The organism is Pseudomonadota bacterium (assembly GCA_022361155.1).
In the GTDB taxonomy this organism is placed as follows: domain Bacteria; phylum Myxococcota_A; class Polyangia; order Polyangiales; family JAKSBK01; genus JAKSBK01.
On sequence record JAKSBK010000257.1, the window covers coordinates 1 to 22,990 of the forward strand.

The 22,990-nt window shown below is 65.6% G+C and carries 18 protein-coding genes and 1 pseudogene; 5 read left to right on the forward strand and 14 right to left on the reverse strand.

Annotated elements, in window-relative coordinates; genetic code table 11:
* Positions 1-469 precede the first annotated feature (469 nt).
* From MJD61_09520 to metK, 3 genes and pseudogenes are all read left to right on the forward strand, one after another.
* Positions 470-565: pseudogene (locus MJD61_09520) on the forward strand (RCC1 domain-containing protein).
* Positions 566-1,085: 520 nt separating this feature from the next.
* On the forward strand, positions 1,086-4,256 hold the full coding sequence (locus tag MJD61_09525; protein MCG8555509.1) for a cation-transporting P-type ATPase: 3,171 nt from the start codon (positions 1,086-1,088) through the stop codon (positions 4,254-4,256).
* Between the two features lie 12 nt (positions 4,257-4,268).
* On the forward strand, positions 4,269-5,459 hold the full coding sequence (gene metK / locus MJD61_09530; GenBank protein MCG8555510.1) for a methionine adenosyltransferase: 1,191 nt from the start codon (positions 4,269-4,271) through the stop codon (positions 5,457-5,459).
* Position 5,460: 1 nt separating this feature from the next.
* Here the strand turns inward: metK and MJD61_09535 are convergent, their stop codons facing one another.
* The 11 genes from MJD61_09535 to MJD61_09585 all read right to left on the reverse strand — a co-directional run bounded on the left by MJD61_09535 (position 5,461) and on the right by MJD61_09585 (position 17,544).
* On the reverse strand, positions 5,461-5,814 hold the full coding sequence (locus MJD61_09535) for a hypothetical protein (GenBank protein ID MCG8555511.1): 354 nt from the start codon (positions 5,812-5,814) through the stop codon (positions 5,461-5,463).
* A 163-nt stretch (positions 5,815-5,977) separates the two neighbouring features.
* A complete protein-coding gene (locus tag MJD61_09540) occupies positions 5,978-6,562 on the reverse strand; it encodes a hypothetical protein (GenBank protein ID MCG8555512.1) in 585 nt (194 codons plus the stop codon).
* Between the two features lie 3 nt (positions 6,563-6,565).
* On the reverse strand, positions 6,566-6,901 hold the full coding sequence (locus tag MJD61_09545) for a hypothetical protein (GenBank protein ID MCG8555513.1): 336 nt from the start codon (positions 6,899-6,901) through the stop codon (positions 6,566-6,568).
* Positions 6,902-7,158: 257 nt separating this feature from the next.
* Positions 7,159-10,377, reverse strand: coding sequence for a TonB-dependent receptor (locus tag MJD61_09550; protein MCG8555514.1), 3,219 nt, complete (start codon positions 10,375-10,377; stop codon positions 7,159-7,161).
* Positions 10,378-10,454: 77 nt separating this feature from the next.
* Positions 10,455-11,714, reverse strand: coding sequence for a hypothetical protein (locus MJD61_09555; GenBank protein MCG8555515.1), 1,260 nt, complete (start codon positions 11,712-11,714; stop codon positions 10,455-10,457).
* A 35-nt stretch (positions 11,715-11,749) separates the two neighbouring features.
* The gene (locus tag MJD61_09560) at positions 11,750-12,394 is read right to left on the reverse strand and encodes a TonB family protein (GenBank protein MCG8555516.1); all 645 of its coding nucleotides are present in this window, start codon (positions 12,392-12,394) and stop codon (positions 11,750-11,752) included.
* Between the two features lie 9 nt (positions 12,395-12,403).
* Complete coding sequence (locus tag MJD61_09565; GenBank protein ID MCG8555517.1) at positions 12,404-12,808, reverse strand: biopolymer transporter ExbD; 405 nt, start codon at positions 12,806-12,808, stop codon at positions 12,404-12,406.
* A gap of 12 nt (positions 12,809-12,820) precedes the next feature.
* Positions 12,821-13,432, reverse strand: a complete 612-nt coding sequence (locus tag MJD61_09570) for a MotA/TolQ/ExbB proton channel family protein (protein MCG8555518.1) — start codon at positions 13,430-13,432, stop codon at positions 12,821-12,823.
* The gene (locus MJD61_09575) at positions 13,432-14,955 is read right to left on the reverse strand and encodes a MotA/TolQ/ExbB proton channel family protein (GenBank protein MCG8555519.1); all 1,524 of its coding nucleotides are present in this window, start codon (positions 14,953-14,955) and stop codon (positions 13,432-13,434) included. Before MJD61_09575 ends, MJD61_09570 begins: the two co-directional genes overlap by 1 nt.
* Entirely contained in the window at positions 14,952-15,743 is a 792-nt protein-coding gene (locus tag MJD61_09580) for a DUF3450 domain-containing protein (GenBank protein MCG8555520.1), read from the reverse strand. Before MJD61_09580 ends, MJD61_09575 begins: the two co-directional genes overlap by 4 nt.
* A gap of 262 nt (positions 15,744-16,005) precedes the next feature.
* Positions 16,006-17,544, reverse strand: a complete 1,539-nt coding sequence (locus MJD61_09585; protein ID MCG8555521.1) for a hypothetical protein — start codon at positions 17,542-17,544, stop codon at positions 16,006-16,008.
* A gap of 258 nt (positions 17,545-17,802) precedes the next feature.
* On the opposite strand from MJD61_09585, the gene MJD61_09590 reads away from it, so the two are divergent.
* On the forward strand, positions 17,803-18,513 hold the full coding sequence (locus MJD61_09590; protein ID MCG8555522.1) for a response regulator transcription factor: 711 nt from the start codon (positions 17,803-17,805) through the stop codon (positions 18,511-18,513).
* A gap of 281 nt (positions 18,514-18,794) precedes the next feature.
* The gene (locus MJD61_09595) at positions 18,795-19,364 is read left to right on the forward strand and encodes a Uma2 family endonuclease (protein ID MCG8555523.1); all 570 of its coding nucleotides are present in this window, start codon (positions 18,795-18,797) and stop codon (positions 19,362-19,364) included.
* 123 nt (positions 19,365-19,487) lie between these two features.
* Here the strand turns inward: MJD61_09595 and MJD61_09600 are convergent, their stop codons facing one another.
* The 3 genes from MJD61_09600 to MJD61_09610 form a co-directional block, all read right to left on the reverse strand.
* Positions 19,488-20,660 (reverse strand): response regulator, encoded by a 1,173-nt coding sequence (locus MJD61_09600; protein MCG8555524.1) that lies wholly within the window; start codon positions 20,658-20,660, stop codon positions 19,488-19,490.
* The gene (locus MJD61_09605) at positions 20,657-21,865 is read right to left on the reverse strand and encodes a response regulator (GenBank protein MCG8555525.1); all 1,209 of its coding nucleotides are present in this window, start codon (positions 21,863-21,865) and stop codon (positions 20,657-20,659) included. The genes MJD61_09600 and MJD61_09605 overlap by 4 nt, the downstream gene beginning before the upstream one ends.
* A 235-nt stretch (positions 21,866-22,100) precedes the next feature.
* A complete protein-coding gene (locus tag MJD61_09610) occupies positions 22,101-22,877 on the reverse strand; it encodes a helix-turn-helix domain-containing protein (protein ID MCG8555526.1) in 777 nt (258 codons plus the stop codon).
* Positions 22,878-22,990: the final 113 nt, after the last annotated feature.

The window sequence follows — 22,990 nt, forward strand, 5'->3', positions numbered from 1 at the left end:
CGCTGACGCTGTTTCTTCGGTCGCGTCCAGCGGCGCTGGCCGCGGCGGTGATGCTCGAGTACCGGGCGACGCCAAGAACCCGGCTGGGTCGCCTGCGACCGCGAGCACCGGCGGCTGCGGGTGCCACGTCGCGGGTGGGACGAGGGGAGCGGACAAGCTGCCGTGGCTGATGTGTTTGCTAGTGCTCGGGGCCGGACGCTCGTTCCGGTACGCCCGCATATGCGGGCTAGCAACCGCTTTACTGGCGGGCGCGCTCGCCGGGTGCGCCGCCTTGTCCAGTGGCTGCAGCAGTCAGCATGCGGCGCCCACGGACGCAGATGCAAGCGTGTCCAATCCGGGCAGCAACGACGCAGGGACCGATGCGGCTTCGGACGCGTGCGTTCCAATGCTGGAGCGCTGCAACAAGCTTGACGACGACTGCGATGGGCGCGTGGACGAGGGAGGTGTCTGCCGGGGCTGCGGCAACCTGATCTCGGCAGGTGGCGAGCACACGTGCGCGCGTCTGAGCACGGGCGAGGTCAGCTGCTGGGGCCACAACGAGTCCGGCCGGCTGGGTAACGGCACCCTGATCGGCACCGCCACACCGCACCCTGTCAGCGACCTGATGCTGCCCGTGTGGCGCACCAGCTGCTCGTAGTCCTCGAACAGCATCGGGACAGGTTCGCGATCACGGGGATCCCGAGCGCTGCGCACCTCGGGCGCCAGAGTACCTACTGATACTAAACGACGACATCTTGCCCGTCGTGACACATTCACGTGACGTGAGCGCCACGTTGGCTCGCCATAGTGGCTAACCTCATTGATGAGCCAGTCTTTGCCAAGCCGAGCGTTATCCAGGTGAGCCACACCGACGGTCGGAAGATCGGTCGCTAGCGAGTCTCTTCATGGCGGATGCGCAGCCTCACTCCGCAAACCGGTCGCAGCAGTGGTCCTCGGCTCGACCGAGGGCCCGCGATGCGGGCGGACGGCTTCGCGCAAAGCCGCGGCCCCAACCACGTTCACGACCCAACCCAAAAGGTCGCGCCTCACGCTCGCGCTTCGGGGCTACCCTGCGTTCCGTCGCTGCCGGCCGCCAGCGCTTCGCCGTGCCTGCGCTCTACCGCGCGGCTCATCTCAAGGATCCGCTGGAGCGCGCGCTGCTGAGCCGTCCCCCGTTTCGGCAGGCGAGCGTCAACGTGTTCACGTGCAGCGTGCTCGTGCGTGTGGATCCGGGGACCGACGCCGAGGCGACGCGCCAGCAGATCGAGCGCCTGATACTACGCTTGGCTTCGGAGCTCGAAAGGTCTCCGGCGGCGCGTGCCCGGGCGGCGTGGCAAAGGCGGCCTGCCAACCCGGGCGTGGGAGCGCGGGTCGCAGGGCGAACAGCGCGCCAGGCCGTGCTCGATATAGTACGACGGCTCTATTTGGCACAGCGGCTCGATCCCGTACAGCGCTCGGCCAAGTCGGAGGCAGAGTGTCCGAGGCCGGCAAGGCGATCGAGGCGCGGCCAGGGTGACGCCGCGAAGCAGCGCGTGCGAGGCGAAGCGGTCGATCCCTGCTGGCACACGCGTGATCTGGCTGCGCTTGTCGAGCAACTCGGTGTCGACGTGACCTCGGGCTTATCCCAGGAGCAGATCGCGGCACAGCGACGTCGCTTCGGGTTGAACCGTTTGCCGGAAGCCAACGCGCGCTCTGCGTTCGAGGTGCTGGTCGACCAGCTGCTCAATGTTCCGGTCGCGATGCTGGCCGGGTCGGCATTGCTCTCGGCAGCCACTGGCGGTACCGCGGATGCGGCGGCAATCCTGCTGGTTGTTGCGGTCAACGCCTGCATCGGATACGCGACCGAGCGCGCTGCCGACAGGACGATTCGTGCGCTTACGCGCCGCTCGACTCCCGAGGCTGCGCTCATACGCGACGCCAAAGCGCGCACCTGGCCGGCCGAAGAGCTCGTGCCGGGCGACGTGCTCACGCTGGCCCCCGGCAACTACGTCGCAGCGGACGCCCGGTTGCTCAGCATTACGCAGTTGACGGTGGACGAATCCGCCTTGACCGGCGAGAGCCTGCCGGTGCTCAAGAACAGCCGGGCGCTGCGCGAGGACGCCCTTCCCCTTTGCGAACGAAGCAACATGGTGTTCCGTGGCACCATGGTCACGGGCGGTACCGGCACCGCCGTGGTCGTAGCGACCGGCTCGCGGACCGAAATCGGCAAGGTGCAGGAAATGGTGGGGACCGTCAGGGCACCGGACACTCCCATGCACCGGCAGCTTGCACGGCTCGGGACTCAGACGGTCGTGGGCTCGGCGATCGTCTGCGGCGCCGTGGGCGTGATCGGCTTGCTGCGCGGCCAGGGTTTCGCGCAGATGCTCAAGACGGCCGTATCCCTTGCCGTTGCCGCGGTCCCCGAGGGGTTGCCTACCGTTGCCATCACCACCTTGGCACTCGGCCTCCGGCGCATGCAGGAGCGCAACGTCGTCGTGCGCGGCCTGGGTGCGGTGGAAACGCTGGGCGCCTTGCAGGTCGTGTGCCTGGACAAGACGGGGACCATCACACACAACCAAATGAGCGTCACGGCGGTGTGCGCCGGCAAGCATGAGTTTGACCTTACTCGCGGGCGTTTCCAGCTCGGCGACTGGGAGGTGAGCCCGAGCGATTATCCGGACCTGCAGTGGACGCTCCGGGTTGCAGCACTGTGCAACGAAGCGCAGCTCGAGCGAGTCGACGGGGTCTTGCTGCTGAATGGCAGCCCCACCGAATCGGCCCTGATTCAGATGGCGCTGGATGCGAGCCTGGACGTAGGCAAGCTTCGCGAATCGTATCCGCTCGTGCACACCGAACCGCGTGCCGAGGGACGCGGTATGATGCTCACGGTACACCGCCGCCTCGGGGAACAGGGCATGGTCGTGGCCGTCAAGGGACGACCGACAGAGGTATTGGCTCGCTGCCGTACCCGCTACGAGGGGGGGAGGATCAGCGAGCTCAGCGACGGCATGCGGCGGGAGCTCGTGACACGCAACGAGCAGCTGGCCGGGCGCGCGCTGCGCATGCTGGGCCTGGCGTGTGCGCACCTGCCGGGCGCTGACATCGAGCGAGAACACAACGGAGTGCGGAGCTACCACCTGGACGCCGTCGAGCTCACCTGGGTCGGCCTGGTGGGCATGCACGACCCGCCCCGCGAGGGGGTGGGCGAGCTCATCGCGCAGCTGCGGGAGGCGGGCGTCGAAACCGCGATGATCACGGGCGATCAGAGCGCGACCGCCTACGCGATCGGAAAGCAGATCGGCCTCAGTCGCAACGGAAAGCTCGAGATTCTGGACTCGACCCAGCTCGACGCGTTGCCGCCGGAGCTGCTGCGCGCCCTGGCGCAGCGCATCGACATTTTTTCACGCGTCAGTCCCTCTCACAAGCTGCAGGTGGTTCAGGCGTTGCAGTCCGCCGGCCGGGTCGTGGCCATGAGCGGCGATGGCATCAACGACGGTCCCGCCCTCAAGGCCGCCGATATCGGCATCGCTATGGGCGCCGCGGGCAGCGAGCTCGCCTGCGAGGTCGCCGACGTGGTGTTGCCCGACGACAACCTCGACTCTGTGCTCGCCGCGATCGAGCACGGGCGTACGATCTACGACGATATCCGCAAGGCGGTGCGCTTCATACTTGCGACCAACTTGAGCGAGATTCTGGTGACCTTTGCGACGGTTGCTGCCGGGCGTGCCGAAGCGATCAGCCCCATGCAGCTGCTGTGGATCAACATGGTGACGGATATCTTTCCGGAGCTCGCGCTGGCCATGGAACCGCCCGACAAGGATGTGCTGGGGCGCCCGCCAAGAGCGTCCGATGCTCCCATGTTTTCGACACGCGAAATGTGGCGCATGGGCCAGGAGGGCGTCACCATCAGCGTCGCAGCGCTGGCCGCCTACGCCTATGGCCTGTATCGCCACGGTTCCGGGCCGCAGGCGGGCACGCTGGCGTTCATGGGCCTTACCTCGGCACAGCTGCTGCACACCCTGTCGGCGCGGTCTTCGAAGCACCGCCTGTGGGACAAGCCGGCCTTGCCGCCCAACCCCTACGTGCCCCTGGCCGTCACGGGCGGCCTGGGGCTAACGGCGCTAACTCAGCTCGTGCCCGCCCTCCGTAGTGCGCTTGGAACCTCGCGGCTCCGGGGGCTAGACTGGCTGGTGGTGGTTGCGGTCAGCCTGGTGCCGTTGCTGCTCAACGAGCTCGGCAAGCCAGGACCCCGGCGTGCCGAGCCGTCGGCCAGCGCTGCGTCGTCCGACCACGACTGAGAGCCCGGCGCCATGCAAACGGACTTCGTCTTCACGTCGGAATCGGTCTCAAGCGGGCACCCCGACAAACTGTGCGACATCGTCAGCGATGCCATCGTCGGTCACCACTTCCGGCAAGACCCGCTCGCCAGGGTGGTAGCCGAGTGCGCGGTTTCGGCTGGGATTCTCTTCGCGTCGGTGCGGTTTCGCTCGAACGCGAGCCTGGATATCGCCAGCACCGCCCGCAACGTTATCGCCGAGGTAGGCTACGAAGAGGGCCGCTTCAACGCGCGCGACTGCACCGTGGTAACCAGCTTGCTCGACTTCCCGAGCGGTGTCGAGCGGCGGGATGAGCGGGAGCTCGGTGAAGAAGAGCTCAACTGCATGCCCGCCCTGGACCAGGCCACGGTGTTCGGTTTTGCCTGCGATCACACGCCGGAGCTGATGCCGGTTCCAGTGGTGCTCGCCAACCGGCTGGCACGCCGCTTCGATCTGGCCCGGGTCTCGAAAGAGCTCAGCTACTTGACGCCGGATGGTAAGTTCCAGGTGGGTGTGGAATACCGCGCCCAGCGTCCAATACGGGTGCACAGCCTGACCCTGCTGGCGAGCCAGCGAGAGAAGGGCCTTCCCACACCGAGCAAGCTCTACGACGACCTGCGCGCCGCCGTGGTCGACCCGGTCTTCGCGCAAGAGCTCGTTGGCGTCGACGAGCACACGCGCATCGCCATCAATCCGGAGGGCCCGATAGTAGACAGCGGGCCCTACTCGCATGCCGGGCTGACGGGGCGTAAGGGCGCGACCGACACCTACGGCGGCTTCGCGCGCCACAGCAGCTCCGCGCTAAGCGGCAAGGACCCCTCTCGCGTCGATCGCATCGGGGCCTACGCGGCGCGCCATGCCGCCAAGAACATCGTCGCTGCGGAGCTCGCCCGCAAGTGCGAGGTACAGCTCAGCTACTCCGTGGGGCTGGCCGAGCCCGCGAGCATCCGCGTGTTGACCTTTGGCACGGGAAGCATCAAAGAAGAAGAGCTCGAGCGCCGGCTGCGCCGTAACGTGGACTTCCGCGTGTCCGCCCTCGTGCGCGACCTCGGTCTGCGCGATCTGCCGGAACGCGACAAGGACGGATTCTATCCGAGGCTCGCCACCTACGGCCAGGTGGGCAGAACCGATCTCGAGCTACCCTGGGAAACGACCGATCTCACGGAACAGCTGAAGACCAGCTGAGCTATACCAGGGTCGCAGCTGCACGCAGCGCAGTCGCCGACAGGTTTGCTGTGAACGAAAGCACCGAGCCGCTGAAGGCCGTGCCCGAAGCGAGACCATACCCCGACGGCGTCGTGCCGGCCTCCGAAAGGGCGGTGTGTTGCATGAGACCCGCACGCCGGACCCGACCCAGGATCTCGTGTGGGCTCGTGCGCGTTGCGTCGTAGCGAAGCAGCAGGTTGCCCTGGGAGCGATCCAGCACGGCATGCGCGACGCCTTCGAGACCACGCAACGAGTCGAGCACGGCGCCGCAGGCGCTGGAATTGTGAGCCAGGTGGGTGAGCCGGATCTGCAGCCTAGTCGCAGGTTCTTGCATGCTCGCATCCCCTCGCGGATACGGCGGCCTTCTTTGGCTAGCAGCCTTTTGGTTCTAGCAGCCTGAATCTAGCAAAGCCCGATCCTGTGACGATCGGATGACCGCCAGGGAACATCTGTGTAGCGCTTGGCTTGCCTAACCCATCACGAAGGTTGTTGGGGCTCTACAGCCGGTCCGGCGGCGCAGGACGCTGTGGTGGACGCGCCCGCCAACTTCCCTCGCCGTCCGCGGGCTTGGCCGGGCGCGCAGCCCCGGCTTCGGGCCTCGCGCCTGGCGCTCGAGGCGGTTTCGCGCTTCGGACGACTCCGATCGCGTTCCACAGCAGCGTGACCGCGGCGGGCAGCAGCTCCCCTCGCACTACCTGACGCACGCCCGAGCCTCCCAAAAACAGAAACGCCAAGCTCGGCAGATCGATCTGGCCCCCGGTGGTTTCGCGGAGCTTGTCGTTCAGCTCACTTGCGCGAGCGTACAGGCGCTGGGCGATAGGATCGTCCTGGGACGATCGCTGGCGTGGATCGAAATCGAACAGCTCTCGCTCGCGCGCGAAGCGAGCGATACCGTCCATCTCCCCCTCATGCACGACCAATACACTGCCCGTCAGCGGGTTCACTTGGGTAGCAATGACGCTGGCGTGTTCATCGAGCTCGGCAGCGAGGCGCTCGAGCTGCTCGCGATCGCCTCGCAGCTCCGGCAGCACGAAACGGATCCTGCCGGGTATCCGATGCCTGAGGTAAGCCTTGGAGGCCATCGGTCAGCCCGACGGGGTGGCTGAAGCGCCGGCCGGCTCCGGCGCGTCGCCTTCCGGGCTGTCCTGTTGCTGGAGCTCGACTTCCTGAGGAGGAAGCCCGGCCTCGCGCGCGAGCTCCACCTGCACCTCCGCCCACGCATCACTGGCCGCTTCCTGCACGTGTGCCGCGACCTCGCGTCCCGTGTCGAGGCCGACGAGACCGACGCGCAATACCGCCTTGAAGAGCGGCTTTGCTGCCTGTAGCAGCGCCGGAGCCAGCTGCGGTGCGATCCAGGCGATCCCTGCACCGACCAGGATGCCCGTGACCACCCGCCGTTCGTCTTTGTCTAGCAGCGCCATGCCTACTCGTTCCTGCTGGGTTCAAGCGTTATCGGGGACGTCAGCTTGGAAGCGTGGCTGAATCTAGCCCGGAGCCAACGGAGCACAACGTCAGGTCGCAGAGCAGCCGCGGCGTTCACTCAAACGTCACACGAAGGGCACCCGGAGTTTGCCTCCGACGAGCGGTCAGGGCCTCCTCTATCTGTGAGAGGTTTGCTCCCCACATGCGACGGCCCGTCGCAGGATCGGTCTTGACCCTGCTGGCGACCGGGACCTCATCAGTAGGACCACGCCAAGCCCACGGAGAGCCGAGCGCCGAGACGTCCGGCGAGCGCAGTCTGGCCGCCCTGGGTCTGTCTTCGCACGGGGTTGAGCAGGTTCTGGGCCTTGGTGCGCACGACGAAGCCTCGGCCCAGTCGCTTGGAGACGATCAGATCGACGCTGTGGAGCGGCTGCTCCACGATGTCAGGCAGGGGGTTGGCCCCGACCTGACGGATGCGCGGCCCCGAGACGTTGTAGAGCAATGCGATCGTAAGCCCGCTGCCGTCGTCGCCCGCGTCATCGTAGCCGAGCTGGACATTGGCCACGTACGGGGACTGACCCTGCAGGGGCCGCTTGAGGTTGGTCGCCAAACTCAGGAGCTCGGGGTCGAGCTCGATGCGCGAGCGAATCAACGTGAGGTTGAGCGCCAGGTACAGATGCTCGAGCTCGTCCATGAGCATCCCAAAGCGCTTGATCAGCTCGAGCTCCAGGCCGAGGTTCGTGGCTCCAAGCGCATTCGCGTACGTGAACTGCTGGTCGGCTGCCGGCACCACGGTCTCTTCGATGGGGTTGTCGAAGCGCTTGTAGAAGCCGCCGACCGAAACACTTTCATCGCCTGAGAAATAGCACTCGACTCGCGCGTCGAAATTCCAGAGCTTGGCTCGTTTCAAATCGGGATTGCCGACGATCACGCGACCGATGGAATCGAAGAACACGGCACTGGAAAGCTCGCGAAACTCCGGTCTCGAAAGCGTTTGACTGAAGCCGAGGCGCGCCTGCAGCTTGTCGTTGAGGTGCCACGTCAGTGTGCTTGCGGGCAACAGGTCGTTGTTGTGCAGCTGCGCGACCACCGGCTCGGCATTGACCTTGAAGGGATCGGAAGTCACGACACGCTGCCCCGCGAGCTCCAGTCTGGCGCCCGCCATGACGTCTATCCCGGCCGCAAGCGAGAGCTCACCCATGACGTACGCTGCGTTGATCCGCTGCCTGCCCGTGTAGTGGTCGGTGGGCTGCGTGGCCTCCTTCAACACGAAGCCGTCCGGTCCGATGTTGCTCGCCGCGAAGAGCTGATTCGGCGGCAGTCCCCGCAGCGACTCGTCTCGTGGCATGCCCACCAGGCGAAAGCGGCGCACGTCGGAGCTGCGCTCTCGACGAACGTAGCTGCCACCCGCCCGCAGCTGAGCCTCGAGCCCGGCCCGGGTCTGGATGGGCAGTGTCAGATCGAGCGCGACATCGTACATCGTGTCGTCGAGGTCAGCGTACAGCCTGGGGTTGTTCTCGTTCGCGTTGGCAAGCAGGTAGACGCGCTCGCCCTGCTTCGAGCGACTCTCCTCGTCGTAGCGCGTGTCGCGCCGGTTCGGCTCGCTGCGATCCGCGCTGTTGTACGCTGCGCGCCAGGCCAGCCCGAGACCGCCGAGCGCCTCGAAGGTGTGCTCACCCGCCAGCTGCTGGGCGGACAGCTGCCGTTCGGCCCAGCGCAGGCGCGTCGCGCGAACGAACGCACCGTCGATGTCGCCGTAGGGGCCCGCATAGGTGCGCGCCAGATCCCCGGTCGTCCTCAGCAGCAGGCTGGTTGCGCGAATCCGATGCTGCTCGGAGAGGGTCAAACCGCCATCGAGGATGGCAGCCAGGTTGATGGTGCGGCGCGTCTCGTCGAAGCGAAAATCGTTGCGAATACTCTGCTCGGTCCCAAAAACGTAGCGCACCTGCCTGTAGTCGAGCGTCCTGTAGTTATCGCCGTAGAGCAGGGACAACAGGAACCCTGCTTTGCTTTGCGACCCCAGCTGGTAGGAGTCGCCGACCGAGGCCGAAAGGCCCAGGCCCGGGGGGATCACTCGCCGCTGTGGTTGCCAATTGGCATCCAGCGACCGACCCAACGCCTGCAGCTCATCGGCCGTGAAGCCTGTACCGGGCGGGTCGAAGCGTCCTTGGGACACCAGGCGACGGTCCGCGGTCGCTTTGCTTAGTTTCTCAGGCAGTCTGCGCGTGCCGTCGTCGATTCCAAGGAAGTCGAGCCTGCCTCCGGGGTAGCCCCAGCCGTTTCGGAAGGTGGTCTGCGTGTTGGCTCTCAACGACGTGGTCAGGCTCAGCTTGAAGCGTTCGGGGGCTCCCCGGCTCCTGAGTTGCACGACCCCGCCGCCGAACTCCGCCGGCCTGTCGGGCGAGTAGGTCTTCTGGATCACGACGCTTTCGATCACACCCGTCGGGAACATGTCCAGCGGCACCACACGACGAGTCGGTTCGGGGCTCGGCAGCTGAGCACCGTTCAGGAGCGTGCTCGAGTAGCGCTCCCCCATGCCGCGCACGTAGATGAACTTGCCGTCGATTACCGTGATTCCTGTGACGCGGCGCAGAGCTGCTGCTGCGTTGGAGTCGCCGGTGCGTGCCATCTGCTCGCTGCCAATCACGTCGGCGACCGCGCTGGCCTCGCGGCGCTCCTGTACCAGCTCGGCAATTCCGCCTTTGATATGGGGCGCGGTAACCACGAAGTCTTCCAGTTGAACCGCTGCCGGATCGAGCCGGATCTCGAGCGCGGTTTCTTGGTTTCCTACCACACGCACCTCGTCCATGGACGAGGTGCCAAAGTCCGCATGAATGATGGAGAGGCTGTACGTTGCTTCCGGCAGGCTGAGCGCAAAGCGACCCTGGGGGCCGCTCTTGGCTTGAACCGGAACACCGCGCACGTACACGCTCGCATCGGCCACGGGCTCAGCGTTCTTGGACGACACGATCCTCCCGCGCAACGTGCCCCGAGGACCCGCCCTTGTCTGACCGAGCGCGTGCGCCTGCTCGGGCGTTTCGTGCGGGCGACGCGGGGACTCGAGATCGCTCGAGATCAACCGACCCTGACGATCCAGTGTCAAGATCAGTTGGGTCACCTCCCCTGGGGCCAATCGCAGATCCTTGAGCTCGAGGATGCCCGCAGAGCGTTCCGTCCCGGCGCTCAGCGCGGACGGGATGCGCACGAAGAGGCTGTGAGGGCCGGCCGGCGCCGCGAGCCTGGCGCTGCCGTCGTCCGTCGTCGTGGCGCGCGCGTCCTGCAGCGCCAGCCGAGCCCCTGCCAGAGGCTCGTTGCCCAGAAACACGAGCACATGCAGCGTCGCCTGGGAAGCGCTGGTGGACGAGGGCGCGGACATCTGCTGGTCGTTGGCCGGAGCGAGCGGCAAGGACGGTGAGGGCTGGGCGGCCAGCGAGCCGGCAGCCAGGACGATCACGAGTCCGGGCGCCGCCAACATACGCCGTGCAAGCCGTGATCCGTGCGTATTCCCAGCTCGTCCCTGCGCGGTTGACGTGGGCATCGCCGCCCGCCGGCTCAGCTGCATTCCCATTGCGCTCGCCTGCAAGCTTGCATCGCCCGCCGCAGCTGCGTGGCACGGCGGAACACATCGGGCTCCTCGATGTGCCGCAGCTGATGCTCCGCTTGCTGCAGCTCGCCGATCCTGTAGTACCCGTACGCTAGTGCGTAGCGAATGCCGTCGTCGGTGATCAGGTCCAGCCGGGACAGCCTCGGAGCCATGGCGGCCACCATCTCGAAGCGTTCCATCTGCAACAGGATGCTCAGACGTTGCTTGATCTTGATCTTCTGATCCGCGATGCGAGCGTTCAGCGCCAGAGCGCGCTCGAGGCGGCCGGCCCTGCGATAGAGCTCAGCTGCTTGGTGCGTGTATTGACCGTCGAAGCGCGCCAGGTTCTCGAAGATCATGGCTGCGGGCAGTGGGCGCCCATCATCCAGATAGCAGTGGGCAAGCAGCACACTCAGCTTGGAGTGGCCCCAAAAACGCAGTCTGGCAGCTTCGAGCAGCTGCCGGGCGCTTTCGAATCGCTTGGCCCTGCGTAATGCCTCGCCGATGGCCAGGTAGTCGCTCGCTGCCACGTCTTTTCGCACCAGAAAGCGCTTGCCCGAGCCCACCGCCGCCTGGAACAGCCCGAGCTCGATCAAGTACGCAATCTCGAGCTGCATGAATTCCTTGCGCTCCGGAAAACGCGTCGATCCCTGGGCCAGGATCGCGAGCGCGCGCGCGGGCTCGTCGAGAGCCCAATGTGCTTCGGCGCGCTTGCGGTAGACCGGCGCCCTGTCGGCCTCGGATCCGGCGCGATCCAGCTCCCGCAAGCCGCGCCGGTGGTCGTTTAGCCCGAAGTGCGCTTGAGCCAGGTACAGATGCACGATCGGCTCGCTGGCGCCCTTGCGGATGGCCTTGATGAGGCTCGCACGCGCGCCCAGAAAGTCCTGTCGATGAAGCTGAACCATACCCAGGTACGCGTGCACCCTCTTGAGGTCTGTCGTCTGTGCTCGCTGGTCGATCTCGCGCAGCACGTGCTCGGCCCGATCGAAGTGGCGGTCGGCGATCAAGCGCGCCGCCAGTGCGATGCGGTCTACATGGTCCGCGGCTGCACCCTTGGTCTCGTGCGTGGCTCGCTGCGCGCTTGCGTGCTGCGTGCAGGCAAGGGCAGTGCAGAGCGCGAGACTCGCCAGTACCCGGCGCGGGACTGCTGACCTGGCTTGGCGGGCCCCAAACCGACGGGGAAGCCCCCTGGGCTTTGGTGCCGGTTTGCTCGGGGTCTTCGTGGCCATTGCCATGCATGCTCGGTCGAGTGATCGGTTGCCGATCAGTTGAGCCGGAAGCGAAGCGTCTGGGTGGCTTCCATGGCCACGGGATCGCCGTGGTAGGTGGCGGGGGAATAGCGCCACTGCCGCACGCTCGCGAGCGCCACCTCTTCGAACACGCCTCGAGGCTGTGCTTCGAGCACGCGCACCCACTCGACGCTGCCCTCGGAGCTGATCAACAGCTTCATGGTCACGAAGCCGGTGATGCCGCGCCGCCGAGCCTTGTCCGGGTAGCCTGGTGGTACTCGGCGCGTGGGTCGAGGTTTGCGGTCCACGGTGTCCTCGGTCATGACGAGCTGCTTGCTGGCGTCGCCGAGCAGGGACTGGTCCGTGCCGGTCAACAGCTCGCTTTCGTCGAAGGTGGGTACGTCCAGGTTGACGCCTCCCAGCGCTGACGAAAGGTTGGGCACGGGAACCGGCGCAGTCGCTCGCCGCCGGCTGCTCCTTCGTGGCCTGGAGCGCGCCGTCTTTTGGATCCTCTTCTTGGGCCGGTGCTCGACCTTGAAGCCTGTGGTGCTCAGGTCGTCGCGTTGGCCCCCCGGCTGGCCCAGCTCGTTCATCAGCAGCGTGAGCGCGAATACCAGGGCTGCGCCGAAGACCGTGGCCAAGATCGAAATCACGTGACGGAATAGCGATGGCTGCTTCATGGCGGATCCTCAGACTCCCCCCGCTTCGCGCTCGGTAGCAACGCCCACGTCCGCGGCACCGGCGAGCCGACACTGGTCGACGACTTCCACCAGCGTCTCGACCTGCACCCGCCTGTCGGCGATGACCAGCACCGACTGGCTCGTGCCGGCCTCGAGCAGATCGCGCACGCGGCTCTGCACCATCCACGGCCGCACGGGGTTTCCATCGATATAGATCGCGCCCTGCACGTCGATGTTCACGCGCAGTGCCTTGCTTGTTGCCCGCGCGGCGCTCACTGCGCCGGGTCGCTCGATGTCGACCTTCATGTCCTTGACGAAGGTCGTGGTGACCATGAAGAAGATCAGAAGGATGAAGACCATATCGATGAGCGGAGCGAGCTCGATGCTGCTGGCCGGCTCGGCCTTCCTGCGCATGCGCCGCACGGTCTAGGCCCTCGCCGCCTGGAGCGGGTCGGCGCCGCACAACATGTCGCTGAGCTGCGAAAGCTCCTGCTCGAAGCGTTGTTGGCGCCGGTCAAGCAGCTGGCCTGCGATCAGACCCGGTACTGCCACTGCGAGACCCATCTGGGTGGTGAACAGCGCCTGCGCGATCCCTGCAGCGATGCCACCGGTCTGTGTGAAAAGCGCCGCATCCGCAAGCGAGTCGAAGGTCTCGATCATGCCCGTGACCGTGCCCAGCAGGCCCGCCAGCGGAGCGGCTCCCACGATGCTGCGAATCAGCGTGCGTCCGCGCTTGAGCTCCTTGCGGATGTGCCCGTGAGCGTCCTCGAGCCGAGGCCGGAGGCGGCCGCCGCCATCGCGAGCAAGACGCAGCGCATCGACCACGGCAGCGTCGATGATGCCTCGCGGCGAGCGCTTCGAGCCGCCACGGTACAGCGTCACGAGGCTCCTCAGGCCTTTGGCGCTGCCGCGTCTGAGCGTGGCCATGCGGTAGCCAAGCGCGTACCAGAGCGAGAACGCAGCAGCGATCAGCGGTGGCATGACGAAGCCGCCCTGCTCGTAGTAGGTGCGCAGCGCATCGATGAGCTGAGCCGGCATCAGGCCGCTCCCAGGGTACCGGGGCTCAGGGTTGCGATCTCGGAGGCGTCGCCGGGCGGCTTGGTAGAGCCGACCTGCCTGTCGCTTCCCGGAGTCTGCCGCAGGTTGGTGGCCGTGTTCGTTGCGCGCAGCGCACTGCGCTCGAGCTCGTCCTTGATGGCCTCGGCCCATCCGGACAGCAGACTGCCGGCGATGAGCGCCGGGATGGCGACGATCAGACCGAGCTGTGTCGTGACGAGAGCCTGGGAAATGCCGCCCGAAAGCAGCCTGGGATCGCCCGTGCCGAACTCGGTGATCACGTCAAAGGTGGAGATCATGCCCGTGACCGTGCCCAGCAGGCCGAGAAGCGGTGCGACCGCTGCAATCACTACGACCGCGGCTCCAAACCGGTCGAGATGCGGTGTCTCATGCAGGATGCTCTCCGCGATCACGTCGTCGAGCTGCTCTCGGCTGCGGTGCAGGCTCTGCAGGGTGCTGCAGAGCACCCGCGCGGCAGCTCCGCGGGCCCCCCGACAGATTGCGACGGCCTGCTCGATCTCCCCGCGGGCGATCAAGGGGGCGATACGGCGCACGAGTCGATCGCCGGGAGCCGCAGAACGCAACAGTGCGAGCATACGCCATAGGATCAGCAGCGCGGCCAGACCTCCGAGGCACACGATGACCCAGGCGACGAAGCCGCCGCTTGTCACGACTTGAAGCGGTGTCTTTGCCTGCTTCTTTTCGACGTCTCGATCGAGCGACTCGTACAGGAAGATCTTGAGCAGGGGGGGGTGTCCGGCAGCGACCAGGCTTTCCGCCACGTCCGCGCTCGCGCCGGGCCACAGCTTGAGCCGGCCTTCGCCTGCAGGGGCCAACGCTCCGCTTGCGCGCGTGCTCGTCCCATAGGTCGCGACATTGCCAACGTGCAGCAGGGTTGCATCGACCTTATCGCCGCTCGGCAGGAAGAAGCTGCCGGTCACCTTGCGTGGCGTGGCGTACAGGCGCAACAGACGCCCCGCTTCGTTCAGCATGGAGCCCATTCGCGCGAGCCTGGCTGCCTGCGCATCCTGATCGACGTTTGATCGATCGACGTTTGGCTGATCGACGTTTGGCAGAGTTGCGTTCCCGGGAGGGACGCCCGCCGCCTCTAGTCGGCTCTCGGCTTGAGACAGCACGCCATCGATGATCTCTTGCCCCTCGTCGAGTCCTTCGACCTCGCGTTCGATGCTGCTCAGCAGCTCGCTGATGCGCTCGACCTCGAGCGATGCAGCAGTGACCTTTCCGTGAAGGTCCTCGACCGCCGCCTTTGCCAGGCTTGTCTTGTCGCCGGCTCGCTTGCGCAGTTCTTGGATGCGCTTCGCAAGCGCGTGCTTCTCGGCCTCGAGAAAAGCAAACTCCCGTTTGTAGGCTTGCTCGAGCCGGTCGCCGGACGAACCTACGTTGCGGCGAGTCTGGGCATTGGCGGCAGCACAAGAAAGCGACAGAACCAAGGACACGACGAACGTGCTCCATCGTGCGCCGGGCGCGCGCGCAACACCCCTCATCGCGCAACCTCCCGGGACACCAGCGCATTGGGAAGCTCGAAGTAGCCGACGCGGATCTGCTTGCGGAAGCTGTCGAACAGCGTGTTGATCAGCCGAGCCTGCCGCTTGTCGTCGATGGGCTGGTAGAGCCAGCCCGCTGCCGAGCGATCGACCTTGCCGACTTGCCCCGTGTTCGTGCGGAAGAACATCATCACCATGCCGATCTTTGCGACATCGGCAAGCTGCTCGTGCCCTTGCACGACGATGACCTGCCGGAACAGGCCGTTTTCCCGAGTCATGCGAAACTCGTCGTCGTAAAAGCTCCACAATCGGGAAAGCGCGCGCTCGGGCGTCAACAGCCCGGCTTCAAAACTCTCATGCAGCCTCGTAAGCGCATCCAGGCGTTCCTGAGTGCGGAAGGGCAGCGAGCTTGCCACATAGGCGCGCAGCGCCCCGAGGCCTCGCTCGAACACAGGCCCGTAGGCTTGGTCCCGTTTCGCTTCCGTTGCGATGCGTTGCCTCTTCGTCGTCAGCGCCGCGCGGAGCTTCTTGATGCGCGTCCTTTCGCGCTCGAGCTGGAGCTCGAGATCCGCCTTCTGGCGTGCATAGGAGCGCAGCTGATCCGAAAGCTCGCGGCTTTCGTCGGCCAGCTGCTCCGACAGACTCTCGACTTCGCCTCTCAGGCCGGCCAATCTTGCGGCGAGATCGGCAAGGGGCTCCGCAAGTGCCGGCGCAACAGACAGCAGCAGCAAGAAAAGTGCTCCAAGCAGCAGCCCTGTACGAATCCCCGATCGTGGATGGCGCATCATCCGAATTCCGCGTTCCGGTGGGACGCCCCCGGCCCCGCTTGTCCAATAGGTAAGGTAGGCGTGTGACAGCCACGTTACGCCCGGGTCAACACACGGTGACCTGCCGCCGGCCTCGACGTCGCCCGGGCCCGTTACCCGCCTGGGGCACGCCTTTCCTGCGCCCGGCGGATCCGTCCCGTGGGCAACGGCGTCGCTGCTCAGGCTCGCGGCGCTCCGAAGCAGGCGCAAGCAGGTCGAAACACGCCGCCCGCCCCGAGTCCCGTCAGTTCTTCGGGAAGGCTGTCCAGCCCTGGGTCCAATCCTCGCCGCCGAAGGCCCCGATGTAATCGACCGAGTCAAAAAAGCCGCCGGACGGCTTCACGCCACCCACTTGCACCACCGATCCGGTTTTCGGCGTGAAGTCGGGAGTAGCGGTATTGAACGCATCCACAAGGACGGAGTTGGCGTCGGACACCGCCTGATTGCCCGATCCCGTCTTGGTGAACAAGTCCTGGGTGGGCTTCGGATTGGCGGGGTCGATGGGCTCCTTCTTCATTGTCGTGGCGTTCTCCTTCATGGGCTCCTTGAAGTTCGTGCTGCAGCTCAGCACGCTGTTCTTGATGGCAAGGGAGCCGGCCTTGGCGTGAGCCAGCGTCTCGAGGTCATCCAGGGAGAGACAGGACTCGTTGAAGCCGAGCACCAGGGCATTGTGAATCTGCCCCTTGGTGCCTTCGCGCAGCAGGATGCCGAGGTCGGAAGAGCTGGAATCCGGGACGCCGATCAGCGTGATGTTGGACAGGACGGGGTTGGAATACGGCGTCGATTTGTTGTTATCGCTGTCGTTGTCGGCCTCGATGCCGTTGTCCCCCACGCCGCTCCACTGTTGCGCAACCACGAACTGCGCCTTACCCGTCCAGCCGTCGGTCCAATCGAGCGAATCGTCTTCGATGCCGGAGAGCACGATGTGCTTGACGTTGACGGTGCCACCGAAGAACTCCACGCCATCGTCGGCATTGCGGTGCACCTGAACGTAGTCGACCTCGGTGCCGGACCCGACTCCCTGAAAAGCGATGCCGTTGAGCTCGTTTTCGGGGCTGATGAGATCGCCCGCGAACTCCACCCGCACGTACCTGAGCGAGCCGCTGTCGTCGGCTTCGTCCATCCCCCCATACAGGCCTGTGTTGCCCTCACCGGGAACCTCCAGCCCGACGTTCAGCGGTGCCCGGCCGTTGATAATCAGTCCACCCCAGTCACCCACCTTGCGCATGCCGTCGGGCTGAGCCGAGGTCATCACGATCGGGGAGTCCTTGCTGCCTTCCGCCCTGATCTTGGATCCGCGCGTGATCGCCAAAAACGCCCTGGTGTCCCCGAAGAGCGTCGTCCCAGGTCTGACGGTAAGGGTCACCGCCTTTCCGTTGGCGCTGGGGCTGGTGGGATCCGCGCCCAAGTCCTTGCCAATGAATACGCCACCTTTGAGGAGCCAGTTCTTGTCGGGTGTGAGCGTGAGATCTTCCATCACGTCGCCGCTGATCACGCAGGCGCTGCCTTGCATGCTCACGCTGGGATGGGGGGGGCAGCCCGTGGCTGCGCCGGCACCTGCCCCACCGCCGGCGCCCCCGGCGTCAGCCCCGGCCATGCCGGCATCGCCCGTGCCCGCTTCGCCGCTGCCCGCACCGCCGCCGGGCATGTCCATCGCGTCGTCGCCGCAGGCCGAGAGCGCAAGTACCAGTGCAACGGCCCGGAGATTCGAACCGAGCTTCTTTGCTGTCGTGCCTGAATCGACAAGCCCTGGCGCCCTCGATCGTACGAAAATCCTGTCCATCTGGGTCTCCTCGCTCGCTCGTGTCCCCAAGCGCAGGACGCGCCGGCACACTCCCGCGTGCAGCTATTTGCTGGTCCGAGATGGCGGATCCGAGGCGGTTCGGAAAACTCCATGTGACAGCGGCGCGCCGGCTGGCCCCGATTCGATCACCCAAAAGGTGACGAAAGCAGCTAGCGACGAGAATCCCTGGAGTTCGCGCTGTTGTGACCCGGATGTCACACGGCTGCGGCTTGGAGCGCGAAAGCTGTTCGGCCCATGCTGGGACTTGTCCTGACCATCGAGGATGAGGCCGACCTTGCGCGCAAGCTGCAGGACCACCTGAATCGTGAGGGCTTCGCAGCACGCGTGGCATCCACAGGCGTCAGGGGAATCGAGCTGACCCTCGGCTCACCCGTGCCCGATCTGGTGCTGCTCGGGCTGCGGCTACCCGACATTCCGGGAATCGAAGTCTGCAGGCGCATTCGCCAGGAGCCGGCAACGCACAACGTCCCGATCATCGTGCTCGCTCCTCGGGGCGATGAGGTCGATCGCATTTTGGGCTTCGAGGTCGGCGCGGACGATTACGTCGTGAGACCCTTCAGCATGCGAGAGCTCATGCTGCGCGTGCGCGCCGTTCTCAGGCGCGGCTCGGCTCCTGTCAAGGGCTTGGGCCAGCTCCGCGCGGATGGCCTCAGATTGGATCCAGCAAGCCATCGCGTCTGGGTCGACGGCGAAGAGATCGTGCTCACGGCGCTCGAATTCCGGCTGCTCAGGACGCTGCTCTCCCACAAAGAGCAGGTGCAGACGCGAAAGCAGCTGCTCCAGGAGGTCTGGCACGTACCAGGGGAGATGGCCACCCGAACGGTGGACACGCATATGAACCGCCTTCGCCAAAAGCTCGGCAAGTCCGGAACTCACATCGAGACACTGCGCGGGGTCGGGTATCGCTTCTGTGGGGCACGAGGCGTGGGCGGGGGCGCCGCACGGTAAGGCGGCTCTCAGGAGATCGCTACCCGACCGGCCCGATGCACGCGGCGGTGTTGCCGCCGTACGCCAGTTCCGGCGCGTCCGTTCTCTTCGGTGTCGGGTCAGAATAATGCCGCCAGCGGCTTCGAGGCGGCCGGCCAGCAAGGCGCGCCGTCGCGCGAATACTCCCTGTATTCGAAGGCGGCGCAACACTGCCGGGCGGGATGGATCGAAAGCGAGGTGGCGATGTTATTTTGACGCGACGCCTTCGGGACTCGTGCAATCATTCGTGCCATAGTGGAGTCGTGCAACCCGCACGCAAGCTCGCGACCTACGAGGACCTTCTGGCGCTGCCCGAGGAGGAGCGAGCCGAAGTGTTCGCCGGTGAGATCATCACTCAGCCCTCGCCGCTGCCTCGCCACAACCGCGTGACGCGCGCAGTCGGTAGCTTTGTCGGACGCCCGTTCGACGACGACCACGGGCATGGAGGCCCCGGTGGCTGGTGGATCATCCCGGACGTGGACGTGCGGCTTTCGAAGCACGAGATCGTACGCCCGGACATGGCTGGCTGGCGCCGGGAGCGGCTGGCACAGCCGTGGGAGCAACGGCCGATCGACGTCGTGCCGGACTGGGTCTGCGAAGTGCTTTCGCCGTCGAACGCCAAGCACGACCGGGTGCGCAAGGCGAACCTGTATGCAGCCAGCCACGTCGCGTTCTACTGGATCATAGACGTCGACGAGAGGATCGTAGAAGCGTTTCAGCTGCGCGACGGGGGCTGGTTCAGGCTCGGCGGGTGGGGCGACGGCGATAGCGTCGCCGTGCCGCCCTTCGACGCGATCACGCTCGACATCGGGCGGCTCTTTCCACCGGAGTAGTCGACGGGCGGTCCCTGCTTCGGGTGTCCGCCCTTGCGCGGCGTTGCTGCGGGCCCGAAGCTGCGGAGGCGGTTGCTCGTGCCGTGCGCCTGAACCTCGTCACCGGGACGCAAACGATCCGGCTCAGGCTGCGGCTACGGGGGTCGAGTTCCGGGGCTCGCGACAGCGAATCGGCTCGCGCACACCGATTCTAGGAACGAAGTTGTACAGGCGTTCCAGAAGCTCCGGAGTGGCGCGTTGACCACGGGCCACCAAGAGCACGCCCGTCTTGGCCCTTACGTCCTCCACGAAGATCATATCCGGTCGCACCTGTGAAAGCGGAAGCTCCTGAATCGCCGGCCTCTGGCCTTTGTGGCCGCGTAGCTCCTTGAGCAGCGCCAAGAGTTTCGGATCGTAGTGGCCCTCTCGACCATCCAGCATCTGAAAGGCGGTTGCCACGTCGAGGCCACGGGCTTCCAGCGTATCCATGTCGCTGACTACCTTGAGCAGCCGCGCGCCAAGGGGAATGCTCTCGCCCCGCGGCCCGCCGCCACCGGCGCCGTCGAAGCGCGCGTGCTGCGCGGCGAGGATCTCACCCACGGGCTCCAGCCTCGGAATCGAGCCCAAGAGGCGCTCGGCAACCGCGGGCATGCGCTTGACCATTGCCTCTTCGGCGTCGCTCAACTCTGCACCGTGGTAGAGCTTGCTAGCCGTGTCGGGCGGCAGGACCACGGACCCGATTTGCGAGAGCATCGCAGCGACCTCGATGAACCACGTGTCCCCGAGACTTAAGTGCTTGCACAAAGTAGTGGCCCATTGCTTGAGTCGCGACGCACGACCGAAGGCCTCCGGACTTGCCAGGGACAACACTTCGGTAAGCGCATCGACGCTCCCTCGCAGGGTCTGTTCGAGCAAGACGCGCTCCGCTGTGACCAGGCGATACTGTTCGCACGCGGCTTTCACAGCCTGCGTGAGTAGATCGGAAGGGCAGGGCTTGCTCAAGAAGCGGAAGATCGCGCCCTGGTTGACTGCACCGATCGCAGCTTTCAGGTCCGCATTTCCGGTCAGCAATATGCGGACGGTATCGGGCTGCAGCGTGCGCACGCGACGCAGGAATTCGATGCCGTCCATGCGCGGCATGCGTAGATCGGAGACCACTACCGAAAAGGGCTGCTCGCGCTCCATGATCGCAAGGCCTTCGGGAGCTCCGATCGCAGTCGTAAGCGCAAAACCGCGTCGCAGCTGCCTCCGCAGCCCGTCGAGCACATTCGGCTCGTCGTCCACGCACAAGACTCGTGGTTTGTCGTGTGATGTCATCTCAAAACCGCCTTGGCCACCGCGGAAGTAAGGCCTTGTGCCAGCTCGCTCCACTCGGAGAGTCTCGCTACGACGCCTACACGCTCCAGGTATTCGTAGTCGAAGCTGGGTCCGGTTGGATCCTCGCGACTGGAAACCTCGTGCGCAAGCACGTCGGCCACGTGCACTGCTCCCAACACGCCGAACTCTTCGCCGGGTGCGGCATCGGGCTCATGATGATGCGCGACGGCCTCGACGATCGTGTAGGGCAGGCCCCACACCCCCAGCAGATATGCGCCGATATGGGCGTGAGGAGCCCCGAGCACCTCGCGCTCGATCTCGTGTGGCTCGCGGCCTTCCGCTTGCGCCCGCTCGCTGATAATGCGGAACTCCGCCGGCAACTGGGCAAGCATGACGAGTTTGCCCACGTCGTGCAATAGCGCGGACATGTAGGCGTCCTCGGAAGCACGTCGATCGCTGACGATGCGCATCGCGATGCATGCTGCCATCAGCGCGTGTTCTTGCTGCGCTTCCATGACCGCGAGCGCCGCCTTGTCCGAGGTGTTGAAGCAGCGGAACACATCGATGCTCAGGACCAAGTTTTTGAGCATGTTGGTACCCAACAGCGAGGCGGCCTCCGCAACCCTGGCAACCCGTCTAGGCAGGCCGAAGAATGCGGAGTTGACCAACTGCAGGGTCTTGGCGCTCATGGCAGCGTCCTGCTCGATGAGCTGGGCCACCTTGCCGATGTCCACGTCAGGCTCCGCCAGGGCCTTGGTCACTGCCATGTGTACGCGAGGCACGCTGGGCAGACTGCCCACCTTGCTTACCGCGCGCCGAATCTCCTCACGCCTGAGCAGCACGTGCAGGTCGCACGCGCGCTCGATGGCCTGCTTGAGCACCTCCGGATTGCACGGCTTGACCAGGAACTGGTGCGCGACTGGGACCGCTCGCAGAGCCGCCTCCAGCTCGGTGTGCCCAGAAAGCACGATGCGCACCACCTCGGGCCACCGCTGCTGTGCCTGGGCAAGCAGCTCAGCGCCGTTGACACCAGGCATGCGCATGTCGGTGACCAGCACATCGAAGTGCCCCGAATCCAACTGCGCGAGGGCTGCCTCGCCCCCGCCAGCGAAGCTCATGTCCCATTCCTTCCTGTACACCCGCAACATGCGCCGCAGACCCGACAGCACGTTGGGTTCATCGTCCACGAAGAGAATACGTTTCATCTGGTCGCCGCCAGGGGCCCGCTCTCGTTGAGTCGGTGCCTCGGACTGGGAACGGCGGAGAGAGGCCCCAGTTGAGGGGGAGGTCCCGGCGCGCGACCGAGCCCGGGTGCGATTCCGAGACGGAGGTCGGATTCCGAGACGGACAGCCGATACCGATTCCGGTGTCGAGGAGGTGCAACACCGCCGGCGGCCGTCGGAGCCGGCGGGAATCCATCATAATCCCTGGCAAGCGGTACTAGGGGGTGTCAGGCCAGACCATCGCGTTCGTGTGGCGGTGGACGGCCAGGATATTCGAGCCGCCGGACTCGGAAACCGCCTTCCGGAATTTGCTTGGGCTCACGCCGACGTGCTTCGTGAAGTTCTTGGCGAAGTGGCTCTGGTCGCTGAACCCGCACACCCTCGCGACGGCAGCCAGCGGCTGGGTCGAGCTCAGCAGTTGCTTCGCTTTGGCTATCTTGCAGCGCATGCGGAACTGCTGGGGCGTCTCTTGCATGGCCCTGCGAAAACGCCGCTCGAACGTGCGTCTCGACATGCCGAATTCGGCAGCAATGTCCGAAATGGTAGCCCCTTCGCATGCGCGCCGCGCAAACTCGACAACGATTTCCGGAATCTCGTCAGTGCGGCTCTCCAACGATCGCGGGGAAGCTATGTACACGCTGACATTCGTCACCCCACGGATTTCGCCGCCACGCATCCAGGGCGCCTTGATCGTGCGCCAGCGTTCGGGCGTGCCGTCCGAGTTCAACGACAGCTCCTCGTAGTCGAACAGGATGCCCTGCTCGAGGATCTGCTTCTCCTCTTCGATGTACCGGCTGGCTCTCCATTTCGGAAAGAGCTCGAGGGCCGTGCGGCCCAGGACCTCGCTCGCATCGGCGTAGCCGAAACATCGAAGCCATGCGTCGTTGACGTACACGTAGCGATGCTGCGCGTCCTTGATCACGCAGCGCAGGTCGCTGACCATACCGAACAACCGAACAAAGGGACCGACATCGGCATGACGCAGCTGGTGCATGCTGACTGCTGTCGTCCCGGAGCGCCTTGACGCCGGTGTCGCGTTTTTACCGGTTCGCGCGTCGTTCTCGGCTGCTCGTGGCAAGAATCTACTATTCATGTGTAGCCCATTAT